Source organism: Burkholderia sp. BE17, from assembly GCF_009362305.1.
In the GTDB taxonomy this organism is placed as follows: Bacteria; Pseudomonadota; Gammaproteobacteria; order Burkholderiales; family Burkholderiaceae; genus Burkholderia; species Burkholderia pyrrocinia_C.
Map to the genome: position 1 here is coordinate 188,398 of NZ_WHNU01000004.1, position 13,982 is coordinate 202,379.

Below are 13,982 nucleotides of genomic sequence, written 5' to 3' on the forward strand. Positions count from 1 at the left end.
GTGCCGTTCAAGGTGGAGCCGCGGGCGCCGATATCTGTACCGAATGGTTAATATCGCGAGGCTCCCGCATGAAGTTGTCCACGAAACTGCTGATGCTCGTCGCAGCCGCGCTGCTCGGTGTCGTCCTGCTGGCCGCCATGTCGCTGCACACGCTGCGCGGCGCGCTGATCGACAGCCGTCGCGAAGAGATCGTCATTCTGCTGACGAAGGCCGAACACCTGGTCAATTCGTACCGCGCGTTGCAGGCGAGCGGTACGCTCACGGAGGATCAGGCCCAGCAGCAGGCGAAAGCCGCGCTGTCGGCGCTCAACGCGGATACGAAAAGCTACTACTGGGTCACGACTGCCGACGGCGTCAACCTGGTTCACCCGAACGCGAAGTTCGTCGGCACGCGGGCCAAGGGCAACCGCACGACCGGCGGCCTGACCGATAGCGAGGCTTACCGCGCGGGGATGGCGCAGGCGCATTTCGCGCTCGTCGACGTGCTGGTCAAGCGCAGCCCCGACGCGGATGCGGTGCCGAAACTCCAGGGCGTGGTCGCCATTCCGGACTGGAACTGGTGGATCGGCACGGGATTCTTCTACGACGATATCGACGCGGCGTTCACGCGGCTCGCGATGGTGCTGGGCGCGATTGCGCTCGTCATCGCCGCGACGCTGGCGGCAATCGCGTGGGGCGTGCTGCGCAGCGTCAGGCGCACGCTGGGCGGCGAGCCGGCGCACGCGACGCACATCGCGGCGCGCATCGCCGCCGGCGAACTGGACGTCGAGTTCGATGCGGCCAAGGCTGCGCCGGGCAGCCTGCTCGCGGCGCTCGGCGAGATGAAGGCGCGCTTGACCGAGACGATCGCCGAAATCCAGACCACGACCCACTCGATTGCGATGGGCACCGGCGAGATCGCGCAAGGCAACCTGGACCTGTCGCAACGCACGGAGGAACAGGCCGCGTCGCTGCAGGAAACGGCCGCCAGCATGGAACAGATCACGTCGACGGTCCGGCAGAATGCCGAGAATGCGCGTCAGGCCAATGCGCTCGTCACCACGGCCAAGGAGGCGACCGAACTCGGCGGTGCCGCCGTGCAGCAGGTCGTCGAAACGATGCGGCAGATTTCCGACGAGTCGGTGCGGATCGCCGACATTACCGTCGTGATCGAAAGCATCGCGTTCCAGACCAACATTCTTGCGCTCAACGCGGCCGTCGAAGCGGCGCGAGCCGGCGAGGAAGGGCGCGGGTTCGCGGTCGTGGCCTCGGAGGTCCGCTCGCTCGCCCAGCGCAGCGCCGCGGCGGCGAAGGACATCAAGGGGCTGATCGAGGTGTCGGTCGAGAAAGTCGGCAGCGGCAGCCGGCTCGTCGAGGCGGCCGGGGCGCGCATGACGGAGATCGTCCGGTCGATCGACCGGGTCGCCGACATCATGGGCGAGATCTCCACGGCGTCCGCCGAGCAAAGCACCGGCATCGAACAGGTCGGCAAGGCGGTGTCGCAAATGGACGAAGTCACTCAGCAGAACGCCGCGCTCGTGGAGCAGGCTGCCGCTGCCGCTTCGTCGCTGGATGAACAGGCGGCACGGTTGAGGTCCGCGGTAGCGGTGTTCCGGCTGGCCAGCTGAGCGGCCGCGCCGGCGAGAAACCGGGCGCGGCTCGCATGAGCGGCCCGCCCGCGTCAGAAAATCACATACACCTTGCGCATCGTCTCGCGCACCTGCCACAGCCCTTCGGTGTTCGCGGCAAAGAACAGCGTGTCGCCCGCGCCGAACTCGATCGCTTCCTCGCCGTCCGGCGCAAACGTGCCGGCGCCCGCGAGGAAATGCATCACCTCCGCTTCCTTCACGCCGCGCCGGTAAGTGCCCGGCGTGCATTCGAACACGCCGGTGTCGAACGCCTCGCTGCCCGGAATGACCACCTGACGGCCCGACACGCGGGAGGGCTCGGTGCCGGGCAAGCCGGCCGTGCCCCAGTCCTCGGGCAACGCGGTGTCGACGGAGCGGGAAATCTTCTGAACTTTCATGCGTGGGTGTCTTCGCGGTAGTGGGAAATCGCCCCGGCGCAGCGGCTGCGAGGGCCGCTCACTGTCGCACGCGCGTGCGGCCGGCGGCCAGGACGTTTCGCTCGTTTCGACCGCCGCCGGCCCGCAAGCGCGCAAGCGACGCACAACATGCGGTTTGGGGCCGCCGAACGCGTTTCGGATGCCGAACGGGCAATTTTGTCGGTGCAATCTGCGGCGGCCGCCGCTTTACGATTCCCTTTGTCACGCATGTGTCGCGGGGCGATCGGGGAGGCAACGCAACACATGCGTCCACGCAGTCGATCATGCTGCGCGGACGGCCCAAAACGGTCGAATCGTGTCGTGCAGGCGCCCCGAATCGCGATAACCGGCATTTTGGCGGTGCTTAAATGAACTCACTGCGTACGACGTTGCGCTCGCCACCAGCAGGCGGGCGCGGCGGGAATCTCGAACCACGCTGGATCCCAGGACCCACTTTCCACAGTCAGGAGCAGTTCGGATGAGCGACGATATCGACAACGGCGGAGATCACCGCGGCTTCACGCGCCGCGACATGATGCGGATCATGGCGGCGGGCGGCATGATGGCCACCGGCGCCGGCGGATTGCTGACGGGCGCGCAGCCGGCGTTCGCCGCGCCCGCGCCGAAGCGCGGCGGCAAGATCCGCGTGGCGAACGAATCCAGCTCGACGGCCGATACGCTCGACCCGGCCAAGGGCTCGACGGGCGCCGACTACATCCGCTTCTTCATGTTCTACAGCGGCCTCACGCAGCTGGATGCCAGCCTGACGCCGCAGATGAACCTGGCCGAATCGCTGCGGACGACCGACGCGAAGACCTGGGTCATCAAGCTGCGCAAGGGCGTCACGTTCCACGACGGCAAGACGGTCGGCCCGGCCGACGTCGTGTACTCGCTGCTGCGCCACAAGAACCCGGCCACGGCATCGAAGGTCAAGACGATCGCCGACCAGTTCGCCGACGCGAAGGCGACCGGGCCCGACGAAGTCACGCTCACGCTTGCCAGCGCGAACGCGGACCTGCCGGTGATCCTCGCGACGCCGCAGCTCGTGATCGTCAAGGACGGCACGACCGACTTCACGACCGGCATCGGCTGCGGCCCATACAAGCTGAAGGCGTTCAAGCCGGGCGTGTCGACGGTCGGCGTGCGCAACGACAGCTACTTCAAGCCGGGGATGCCGTATCTCGACGAGATCGAGCTGATCGGCATCAGCGACAGCGCCGCGCGCCTGAACGCGCTGCTGTCGGGCGACGTGCACCTCGTGAATGCGATCGATCCGCGTTCGACGCAGCGCGTCGCGTCGACGCCTGGCTATGCGCTCAAGGAAACCAAGTCGGGGCTCTATACCGACCTCATCATGCGCAGCGAAAGCCCGCTGACCGCCAACCCGGATTTCGTCGAGGGGATGAAGTACCTGTTCGACCGCGAGCAGATCCGCTCGGCGGTGTTCCGCGGCTACGCGGTGATCGGCAACGATCAGCCGATTCCGCCGGGCCATCGCTACTTCAACGCGTCGCTGCCGCAACGAGCGCACGATCCGGACAAGGCGAAATTCCTGTTCCAGAAGGCCGGCGCGCTGGGCGTGACGCTGCCGCCGATCTACGCGACGTCGGACGCGAACGGCTCGATCGAGATGGCCGTGCTGCTGCAGCAGGCCGGCCAGAAGATCGGACTGAACCTGCAGGTGAACCGTGTGTCGGCCGACGGCTACTGGTCGAACCACTGGATGAAGCATCCGCTCGGCTTCGGCAACATCAACCCGCGCTCGAGCGCCGACGTGCTGTTCACGCAGTTCTTCAAGTCGGATGCGCCGTGGAACGAGTCGGGCTGGAAGAACGCGAAGTTCGATCAGCTGCTGCTGGCCGCGCGTTCCGAGACGGACGATGCGAAGCGCAAGCAGATGTACGGCGAAATGCAGGTGCTCGTCGCGCAGCAGGGCAGGGTCGGCATCCCGGCGTTCATCAGTTTCCTCGACGGCTACGACAAGCGCCTCGGCGGCCTCGGTTCGATCCCGACCGGCGGGATGATGGGCTTCATGTTTGCCGAGAACGTGTGGTGGAACGCGTGACGCCGTTGCCCGCCGCAGCCGCGTTGCCGGTGCGGGTTGCCGCGCCGGCAACGCTCGAACTTTCCCGGAGGGCCGCGTGATGAACCGCATTCTGCTCGGACTGATCGGCCGCCGCATCGCGGTCACCGCGCTGACGCTGCTGATCGTGTCCGTGATCATCTTCGCGATCACGAACCTGCTGCCGGGCGATGCCGCGCAGGCCGCGCTCGGCCAGTCCGCGACGCCGGAAACGGTGGCCGCGCTGCGCCAGCAGTTCGGCCTCGACATGCCGGCCCACGTGCGCTACGTGCACTGGCTCACGGGCCTGCTGCACGGCGACTTCGGCCGTTCGCTGTCGAGCGACATGCCGGTGTCCGACATGATCGGCGGGCGCCTGCCGAAGTCGCTCACGCTCGCGGCGATCACGACCTGCGTGTCGGTGCCGATCGCACTGGTGCTCGGCATTCTCGCGGCGGTCAAGCGCGAGTCGGCGATCGACCGCGCGATCAGCCTCGGCACGCTGTCGCTCGTCGCGACGCCGGAATTCCTGATCGCGACGGTCGCCGTGCTCGTGCTGGCGGTGAAGCTGCACTGGCTCTCTGCGCTGTCATATAGCGGACCGATCGAAAGCGTCCACGATTTCCTGCGCGCGTATGCGATGCCGGTGCTGACGCTCTGCGCGGTCGTGATTGCGCAGATGGCGCGGATGACGCGCGCCGCGGTCATCGAGCAACTGAGCGCATCGTATGTCGAGATGGCCGTGCTCAAGGGCGCGAGCCCCGCGCGCGTGGTGCTGCGCCATGCGCTGCCGAACGCGATCGGGCCGATCGCCAATGCGATCGCACTGAGCCTGTCCTATCTGCTCGGCGGCGTGATCGTCGTCGAGACGATCTTCAACTATCCGGGCCTCGCCAGCCTGATGGTCGATGCGGTCGGCAACCGCGACTTCCCGCTGGTGCAGGCGTGCACGCTGATCTTCTGCGTGGCCTACCTGACGCTCGTGCTGTTCGCCGATCTGTGCTCGATCGTGTCGAACCCGAGACTGCGGACCTGACCGTCCAGTCCTTCTCCCGAGATGCCGAACATGCACCCGATCGAACCCGTACAACGCAGCAGCGCGCTGCCGCCGCCCGGCGATCCGCGCCCGTCATGGGGCGACACGCCGCCTGCGGCACCTTCCCCCGAGCAGCCGCGCAAGCGCCGCGCGATGCGCCCGGCGTTGACCACCGGCGGCTGGATCGGCCTGTCGATGGCCAGCCTGATGCTGTTCGTCGCGGTGTTCGCGCCGCTCCTCGCGCCGCACGAAGTCGGCACGATCGTCACGCCCGACGTGTTCGCGCCGTTCAGCGCGAAGCTGCCGTTCGGCTCGGACTTCCTCGGCCGCGACATGCTGAGCCGGATCCTGTACGGCACGCGGCTGACCGTGCTGCTCGCGCTCGCGGCAGTGCTGCTCGCCGCGCTGACCGGCACGACGCTCGGGCTGCTCGCGACGGTGTCCGGCCGCGTGGTCGACGAGACGATGAGCCGCGTGCTCGATGCGCTCACGTCGATCCCGTCGAAGATGTTCGCGCTGATGATCGTCGCCGCGTTCGGCTCGTCGCTGCCGCTGCTGATCCTGACGGCCGCGATCAGCTACATGCCGGGCTCGTACCGGATCGCGCGCGCGCTGGCGGTCAACATCAGCACGCTCGAATTCGTGCAGGTCGCACGAGCGCGCGGCGAGAGCGCGCTGTACATCGCGTGCGTCGAGATGCTGCCGAACATGATTCACCCGATGCTCGCCGACACAGGCCTGCGCTTCACGTTCGTCGTGCTGCTGCTGAGCGGCCTGAGCTTCCTCGGGCTCGGCGTGCAGCCGCCGTACGCGGATCTCGGCTCGCTCGTGCGCGAGAACATTGCCAGCCTCGGCGACGGCTCGGCCGTCGCAATCATGCCCGCGGTCGCGATCGCGATCCTGACGGTGGGCGTCAACCTGTTGATCGACGGCCTGCCGCATCGCGGCCGCCGCAAGGGCGCGGCCGCCGCCGCGGGAGCACACTGATGCGACATGAATCGAACCCGCTCGTCGAGGTGCGCGGGCTGCGCGTGGTCGGCGGCCGGCCGGGCGGTGCGGAAACGACGATCGTCGACGGCGTCGACTTCGACGTCCGGCGCGGCGAGGTGCTCGCGCTGATCGGCGAATCCGGCTCCGGCAAGACGACGATCGCGCTGTCGCTGATGGGCCATGCGCGCGCCGGCTGCCGGATCGCCGGCGGCTCGGTCAAGCTCGACGGCTCCGACGTCTGCAGGCTGCCCGCAGCGGCGCTGACCGCGCTGCGCGGCCGCCGGGTCGCGTACATCGCGCAGAGCGCGGCCGCCGCGTTCAACCCGTCGCGCACGATCCTCGACCAGGTGATCGAGAGCGCGCTGATCCACCGGACGCTGACGAAGCGCGACGCGCAGGCGAAGGCCGTCGAGCTGTTCCGCGCGCTCGCGCTGCCGGAGCCGGAGACGATCGGCAAGCGCTATCCGCACCAGGTGTCGGGCGGCCAGTTGCAGCGTCTGATGGCGGCGATGGCGCTGATCACCGATCCGGAACTCGTGATCCTCGACGAGCCGACGACGGCGCTCGACGTGACCACGCAGATCGACGTGCTGCAGGCGTTCAAGAGCGTGATCCGGCGCTACGGGATGAGCGCGGTGTACGTGTCGCACGACCTGGCCGTCGTCGCGCAGATGGCCGACCGGATCATCGTGCTGAGCGACGGCGTGATCCGCGAGTCGGGCGATACGGGGCAGATCCTGCATGCGCCCGCGCATCCGTACACGCAGAGCCTGATCGCGGCGGTCGCGCCGAGCGATGCCGAACGGGCCGCGAAAGCCGCGCCGGCCGCGCCTGCGCCGCTGCTCGACGTGCGCGGCGCGATCGCCGGCTACGGCGGCCGCACCGCGAAAGGCTGGCCGGCCAAGGTGATCCTGCACGAAGTGGACCTGCGCATCGGGCGCGGGCAGACGGTCGGCGTGATCGGCGAATCGGGCTCGGGCAAGACGACGCTCGCGAAGGTGATCGCGGGCCTGGTGCCGGCCACCGGCGGGCAGATCCTGCTCGACGGCGAGCCGCTCGCGCTCGATACGGCCAAGCGCACGAAGGAGCAGCACCGCCGCGTGCAGATCGTGTTCCAGAACGCGGATACCGCGCTCAACCCGGTGCACACCGTCGAGCGCACGCTCGCGCGACCGCTCGCGTTCTATCACGGCATCAAGGGCGCGCGCGCACGGCGGCGCGTCGCGGAACTGCTCGAGCTCGTGCGCCTGCCGCAGGCGGTCGCCGGGCGGCGCACCGGCGAGCTGTCCGGCGGGCAGAAGCAGCGCGTGAACCTCGCGCGCGCGCTCGCGGCGGAGCCCGACCTGATCCTGTGCGACGAGGTGACGTCGGCGCTCGATACCGTGGTCGGCGCCGCGATCATGGACCTGTTGCGCGAACTGCAGGCGAAGCTCGGCGTGTCGTACGTGTTCATCACGCACGACATCGCCAAGGTGCGCGCGATCAGCGACGACATCGTCGTGCTGTACGCGGGCCGCCGCGTCGAGACGGGCAGCCGTGACGCGCTGTGCGCGCCGCCTTATCACCCGTACTCGCACCTGCTCGTGTCGTCGGCGCCGGAATTGCGTGCGGGCTGGCTCGACGATGCGGCCGAGCGTTGCCACCGGCCGCTGGTGCCGATCGGCGCGAGCGCGGACCACGCCGGGCTGTGCCCGTTCCTGTCGCGCTGCCCGATGCGGATCGACGGCGTATGCAATCGAACGGCGCCCGTGCTGCGTACCCTCGACAACGGCGCGCAGGTGCTGTGCCATCGCAGCGAGGAAGACCTGAAGCGCTTCCAGGCGGAGCCGGCCGACACGGCCGCCGTGCCGTCGCAGCCGGTGCGCCTGTAGTGGGCCGCACCATGAGTGCACCGCGCTCGCGTAGGCCGGCGATCGGCTTTCCGCACAGGCTGCTGCGGCGGTCGCGAAGAACGGTGGATTGTGCGTGCGCCGTGCGCGAATCCGCCGCAACTGCGCTTCTTGACGGTGATTAAACTGATCGACACCGGCGCGACCGGCACGCCGATCGAGTCGTTCGCGATCGCGCGCATCGTCGCACCGGTAACGGCCGCGCAGGCGGCCGCATGAGGATGGCGAACATGGTCGCTCTGTTCCACGATTCGGTCGAAAGTGCGGTGCACCGCGCTGCTGGCGTCGGGCGGCCCGTATCGCCGGCCATCGGCGACGTGCTGCGCACGATCGATGCGTCGTTCGCGCAGCCGCTGAATCTCGATACGCTCGCGGCGGTGGCCGGGTTGAGCGTGTCGCGTTTCACCGCGCGTTTTCGCAGCGAAATCGGGCTGTCGCCGCATCGGTATCTGTGTCTGGTGCGTGTTCGGCGTGCGCAGGACTTGCTGCGCGGCGGCGTGGCGCCGTCGGTCGTGGCGACCGAAGTCGGTTTCTTCGACCAGAGCCATCTGTGCCGGCATTTCCGGCGGGTGCTCGGGATTACGCCGCGCGATTACGTGAGCGCGCGGTCGGGTGGGGCGCAGGCGCGAACGTCGTCGATGCGCACGCTCGATGAACGCCGTGGCGCGTCCTGCCAGGCCGCGTAGGCGAAAGCGGAGCGGGCGTGCGGCTGCGACCGGCCCTGGCTGCTCGGTGAAGCCGCCTGCCGGCCCGTGGCTTGCACATTAAACCGTACTTAACGATCGATTTCCTGGAAGTTAATCAGTCGGGAAGGTCCGAGACGCATAATTGCAGGCACGAACCACCAGCCGAGCGATTGAATTATTTCGCAACGAATACGCTTTATCCAACAGATCAATACTCCTGACGGTTTCCGGAAACGAAGTCGCGAGAACGACGATTTCCGGTGCCGCCCGAGGACATTTCAACAAGATCGTCGCGCAATGCGCAGGAGCAGAAATGACCGTAGCATTCGTGTTGCACCGTGCCGACGGCACGCCTTTGTCAACCGTCTTCCGCAGGGAGTCATTCGGCGAGAACGACCCGTTCGGGCGACATCGGGAGATCGCATGGGAAGGCCCCGACTCGATGGCCGCGGGCCGTATCGGCTTCGTGGGCGAGCTCGACGTGCCGAGCTTTCCGCACATTGAAACCATCGTCGTCGTGGAAGGAGAGCTTACGCTCGAAGTGCCCGGCGCAGCGCCGTTGGTGCTCGGCCCGCAAGCGGGGGCGGTCATCGGCAGCGGCACAACGGTTCGCGTCAGTGCAGCATCGCCCGTGCTTTTCATGTTCTGCGCGGCGGCTTGCAGGAATCCGACGAAACGCGGCCTCTTTGCGCTGCGCGCCGATGCCGACTTCAAGCCGTCTGCATCGCTGTCGGCCGACGTGCTGCTCGGGCCCGCTCCACAATGCCGCAGTGACAACGTCTTCACCGACGACGGCGCAGCTTACTGCGCGGGTACGTGGGATTCGACGCCGTACCATCGGATCGTTCGCCCGCATCGCGTGAACGAGTTCATGCAGCTGCTGGCCGGCAGCGTACGGTTCGCCGCGCCTGATGGCAGCGTGCTGTCGGTCGGCGTCGGCGACGCGCTTTTCGTCCCGCAGGGCGCATCGATCGGCTGGGAAAGCAGCGATCGCGTGGCGAAGTTCTACGTCGTGCAAGAAGTCCGGTCTTCAACCGGGCAACATTGATCATGTCGCCTCCACTGCAGCACATACAAACCTCGCCCACGCTGCCGGCCGCGGCTGACGTCGTCGTGATCGGAGGCGGGATCATCGGCGTCTTTACCGCCTACTACCTGGCCCTGCGCGGGGTTTCGGTCGCGCTGGTCGAGAAGGGCAGGATCGGAGCCGAGCAGTCGAGCCGCAACTGGGGCTGGTGCCGGCAGCAAAACCGCGACGCGCGCGAGTTGCCGATGGCAAGCAAGAGCCTCGATCTCTGGGAACGATTTGCCGCCGAATCCGGCGAAGACACGGGTTTTCATCGTTGCGGGCTGTTGTATCTGAGCAATGACGAAGCCGAGTTGTCGCGTTGGTCCCGTTGGGGCGAGTTCGCAAAGACCGCGGGCGTGACGACGTACATGCTCGACAGCCGGCAAGCGAGCCAGCGCGGGCAGCCAACCGGGCGGCCCTGGAAGGGCGGCGTCTTCTCGCCGAGCGACGGCACCGCCGACCCGGCGAAGGCCGCGCCGGCCGTGGCCGCTGCACTGATGAAGCTCGGCGGCAGCGTCAACCAGCACTGCGCGGCCCGCGGCATCGAACTCGAGGGCGGGCGGGTTTCCGGCGTCGTGACGGAAGCCGGGGTGATCAAGACCAGAACGGCCGTGCTCGCCGGTGGCGCGTGGGCTTCGTCGTTCTGCCGCCAGCTCGGCATCCGTTTTCCTCAGGCCTCGATTCGCCAGTCGATCCTGAGCGTGTCGCCTGTCGAACAGCGCTTGCCGGATGCGCTGTACACCTCCGGCGTGTCCGTTACGCGTCGGAGCGACGGACGCTACGCACTGGCCATCAGCGGCCGCGCGCGCGTGGATGTGACGCCGCAGTTCCTGCGATTCGCCCCGCATTTCGTGCCGATGTTCGCGAAGCGCTGGCGCAGCCTTCTTCCGGGAGGCCTCGAAGGCATGCGCGGCGGCCACGAATCGCTGAAGCGGTGGCGACTCGATGCGCCGACACCGATGGAGGCGGTGCGCATTCTCGATCCGAAGCCCGATAAGCAGACGATCACCGAAACGTACCGCCGTGCCGTCGAACTGCTGCCCGAACTTCGTGAAGCGACGGTCACTCACGCCTGGGCCGGGTTCGTCGACAGCACGCCGGACGGCGTCCCGGGTATCGGCGAAGTGCCGGGCGTGCCGGGCTTGATCCTGGCGGCAGGCTTTTCCGGGCACGGCTTCGGCATCGGCCCGGGCGCGGGTCACTTGATCGCGGATCTCGCCACCGGTGCGCGGCCGATCGTAGACCCGATACCGTATCGGCCCGGCCGATTCGGCGAATCCGCCTGGGGCAAGGTCGCTGATTTTTAGTTTGCGGCCGTCACGCGGAAGGCGGTGGCGGCGTCTGAATGATGCGCTTCGGTTCGGATCGTGCGCGACCAACCGGATCGGTGCGGCGAATGCCCGCCGGCTTTCCAGCCTGGTGCGTCAGCTTTGGAGTGTGTGATGCGTTTCAGTTCCTACTGGCTCGATACGTCCGAGCCATTCGTGAGCAGCTCGCCGGATTTGCCTGACGGAAGTTGCGACGTGGTCGTGGTGGGCGGCGGAATCACGGGTTCGGCGGCTGCACTGGCGCTGTCGAAAAAAGGCGCGCGCGTCGTTGTCTGTGAAGCCGGCACCGTGGGGCAGGCGGCGTCGGGACGCAACGGCGGCATGTGCAACAACGGCTTCGCGCAGGATTACGCTGCACTGTCGCAGCGCATCGGCACGGAACTGGCCAACCGCTTGTATCTTGCGTTCGACGCGGGTGTCGACACGGTCGAGCGGCTGGTCAGGGAGGAGTCGATCGACTGCGATTTCGTGCGCTGCGGAAAGCTCAAGCTCGCGGCGAAGCCGGAGCACTACGACAAGCTTGTGCGAAGTCAGGCGCTGCTCGCCGCGAGCGTCGATCCGGACACGCGCGTGGTGACGAAGGCGGAACTGCGCGACGAGATCGGCTCGAACCGTTATCACGGCGGGTTGATCTTCGAGAAGAGTGCCGGGATGCACGTCGGCCGCTATGTGCGCGGCCTTGCGAACGCCGCGCAAGCGCGCGGTGCGCACATCCTGGAGCGCGCGCCGGTACTCGGGTTAAAGAGGGAGGCGGGTGGCGCATACGCGTTGCGAACGCCGCTCGGTGAGATCCGTACGCGCCAGGTTCTTCTGGCGAGCGGCATTTCGCAGCTGGGGCCGTTCGGCTGGATCCGACGCAGGATCGTGCCGGTCGGCGCTTTCATCATCGTCACCGAGCCTTTGCCGCGCGAACTTCTGGACCGGTTGCTGCCGACTCGCCGGATGGTCACCGACACGAAGAACTTCGTGAACTTCTTTCGCGTCACGCCCGACAACCGGATGCTGTTTGGCGGGCGTGCGCGGTTTGCGACGTCCAACCCCCGTTCGGACGAAAAGAGCGGGTTGATCCTGCGACAGCAGATGGCCGCCGTGTTTCCCGAACTGGCCAGCGTGCGCATCGACCATTGCTGGGGCGGCATGGTCGACATGACGGCCAACCGCCTGCCGCGCGCGGGCCAGCGACGAGGTGTTTATTACTCGATGGGCTATAGCGGCCACGGCACGCACATGGCCACGCTGATGGGCACGCTGATGGCAGAGATCATGGACGGGCGAGCCGATCTCAACCCGTGGAACAGTTTCGACTGGCCCGCTATTCCCGGCCACTTCGGCAAAGCATGGTTTTTGCCGTTCGTGGGCGCGTGGTACCGACTCAAGGACACCCTGCAATGAATTCACCTGTTCGTCACCTGATGCAAGCCGGAAGGCTGAATCGATTCTTCATCGACGGAGACTGGGTCATGCCCGACGGCGGCGATCGGTTCGCGGTCGTCTGCCCTTCCACCGAAGACACGCTGTGCGAAATTCCGCTTGGGAACGCACGCGACGCCGACCGCGCGGTGCAGGCCGCGCGCGACGCTTTCGAACGCTGGGCCGCGACGTCGCCGCAGCAACGCGCCGAGCTGCTCGACCGCGTTCATGCGCTGATACTCGAGCGTGCCGAACTGTTCGCCACGGCGCTCACGATGGAAATGGGCGCGCCCATCAGCTATGCGCGCGGTGCCCATGTGCCGCTCGCGGCCGAACATATCCGGGTCGCGCGCGACAATCTGGCCAGCTACCCGTTCCGGACCCGGCGGGGGACGACCGCGGTCGTGCGCGAGCCGATCGGCGTGTGCGCGCTGATCACGCCGTGGAACTGGCCGATCTATCAAATCACGGCGAAGGTCGGCCCGGCTCTCGCAGCGGGCTGTACCGTGGTCCTGAAACCTAGCGAGCTGTCGCCGCTCAGCGCGTTGCTGTTTGCGGAAGTGATCGCCGATGCGGGCGTGCCCGCGGGCGTATTCAACCTGGTGAGCGGCAGTGGAACGGAAGTGGGTGCGGCGCTCGCGTCGCACCCGGAGGTCGACATGGTTTCGATCACGGGGTCGACGCGTGCGGGCGTACTGGTTGCGCAAGCGGCGGCTCCGACCGTCAAGCGCGTTGCGCAGGAGCTTGGAGGCAAGTCGCCGAACATCGTGTTGCCCGATGCGGACCTGTCGCGTGCCGTCGCGCCGGGCGTTGCCGCCGCGTTCCGGAACATGGGCCAGTCGTGCAGCGCGCCGACCCGTATGATCGTACCGCGCAGCCTTCTGGGCAGCGTCGAAGCGTTGGTCGTCGCGGCAACGGAACGGATGGTCGTCGGCGATCCGTTCGCCGAAGCGACGACGCATGGCCCGCTGGCCAATCGCGCGCAGTTCGATCGCGTCGGGCAGATGATCGACGCGGGCATCGACGAACGGGCGAAGCTCATCGCCGGTGGGCCCGGACGGCCCGCGGGTTTCGATCGAGGCCTTTATGCGCGGCCGACCGTCTTTTCCGATGTCCGCACCGACATGACGATCGCGCAGCAGGAGATCTTTGGTCCGGTCCTCGCGATCCTTCCTTACGACACCGTCGAAGAAGCCATCGCTATCGCGAACGATACGGTTTACGGACTTGGCGCACATGTGCAGGGCACCGACAAGGAACGCGTGCGCGCGGTGGCCGCGCGCATCCGGTCGGGTCAGGTGCATCTGAACTACCCGGCATGGGACCCGCAGGCTCCGTTTGGCGGGTACAAGCAGTCGGGGAACGGTCGCGAGTACGGGATCGAAGGGATGGAAGAGTACATGGAGATCAAGTCGATCCTGGGTTTCCATGATTGAAGCAGCTGCTGCGCGCGTTGCGGCGGCATTACACATTTGAATCCGTTTGCTTG

At 67.3% G+C, this 13,982-nt stretch carries 11 protein-coding genes; 10 read left to right on the plus strand and 1 reads right to left on the minus strand.

From position 1 onward, the window contains the following. The first annotated feature begins 68 nt into the window (after positions 1-68). On the plus strand, positions 69-1,607 hold the full coding sequence (locus GD429_RS06225) for a methyl-accepting chemotaxis protein (RefSeq protein WP_152856181.1): 1,539 nt from the start codon (positions 69-71) through the stop codon (positions 1,605-1,607). Positions 1,608-1,660: 53 nt separating this feature from the next. On the opposite strand, the gene GD429_RS06230 is transcribed toward GD429_RS06225, so the two are convergent. Beyond that, positions 1,661-2,005: a cupin domain-containing protein gene (locus GD429_RS06230; protein ID WP_152856136.1), complete on the minus strand. Its 345-nt coding sequence runs from the start codon at positions 2,003-2,005 to the stop codon at positions 1,661-1,663. A 496-nt stretch (positions 2,006-2,501) separates the two neighbouring features. Between GD429_RS06230 and GD429_RS06240 the strand changes: the two genes are divergently transcribed. The 9 genes from GD429_RS06240 to GD429_RS06280 all read left to right on the plus strand — a co-directional run bounded on the left by GD429_RS06240 (position 2,502) and on the right by GD429_RS06280 (position 13,929). Beyond that, complete coding sequence (locus GD429_RS06240) at positions 2,502-4,088, plus strand: ABC transporter substrate-binding protein (RefSeq protein ID WP_152856138.1); 1,587 nt, start codon at positions 2,502-2,504, stop codon at positions 4,086-4,088. A 79-nt stretch (positions 4,089-4,167) separates the two neighbouring features. After that, the gene (locus tag GD429_RS06245) at positions 4,168-5,121 is read left to right on the plus strand and encodes an ABC transporter permease (protein WP_152856139.1); all 954 of its coding nucleotides are present in this window, start codon (positions 4,168-4,170) and stop codon (positions 5,119-5,121) included. Positions 5,122-5,151: 30 nt separating this feature from the next. Beyond that, positions 5,152-6,108 (plus strand): ABC transporter permease, encoded by a 957-nt coding sequence (locus tag GD429_RS06250; RefSeq protein ID WP_152856140.1) that lies wholly within the window; start codon positions 5,152-5,154, stop codon positions 6,106-6,108. After that, entirely contained in the window at positions 6,108-7,982 is a 1,875-nt protein-coding gene (locus GD429_RS06255; RefSeq protein WP_152856141.1) for an ABC transporter ATP-binding protein, read from the plus strand. The genes GD429_RS06250 and GD429_RS06255 overlap by 1 nt, the downstream gene beginning before the upstream one ends. 248 nt (positions 7,983-8,230) lie before the next feature. After that, positions 8,231-8,686, plus strand: coding sequence for a helix-turn-helix domain-containing protein (locus GD429_RS06260; protein WP_152856142.1), 456 nt, complete (start codon positions 8,231-8,233; stop codon positions 8,684-8,686). Positions 8,687-8,999: 313 nt separating this feature from the next. Beyond that, positions 9,000-9,734: a cupin domain-containing protein gene (locus GD429_RS06265; RefSeq protein ID WP_152856182.1), complete on the plus strand. Its 735-nt coding sequence runs from the start codon at positions 9,000-9,002 to the stop codon at positions 9,732-9,734. Between the two features lie 2 nt (positions 9,735-9,736). Beyond that, positions 9,737-11,062, plus strand: coding sequence for an NAD(P)/FAD-dependent oxidoreductase (locus tag GD429_RS06270; protein ID WP_152856143.1), 1,326 nt, complete (start codon positions 9,737-9,739; stop codon positions 11,060-11,062). A 135-nt stretch (positions 11,063-11,197) separates the two neighbouring features. Beyond that, positions 11,198-12,475, plus strand: a complete 1,278-nt coding sequence (locus tag GD429_RS06275; RefSeq protein WP_152856183.1) for an NAD(P)/FAD-dependent oxidoreductase — start codon at positions 11,198-11,200, stop codon at positions 12,473-12,475. Next, on the plus strand, positions 12,472-13,929 hold the full coding sequence (locus tag GD429_RS06280; protein ID WP_152856144.1) for an aldehyde dehydrogenase family protein: 1,458 nt from the start codon (positions 12,472-12,474) through the stop codon (positions 13,927-13,929). The genes GD429_RS06275 and GD429_RS06280 overlap by 4 nt, the downstream gene beginning before the upstream one ends. The last annotated feature ends 53 nt before the right edge of the window (positions 13,930-13,982 follow it).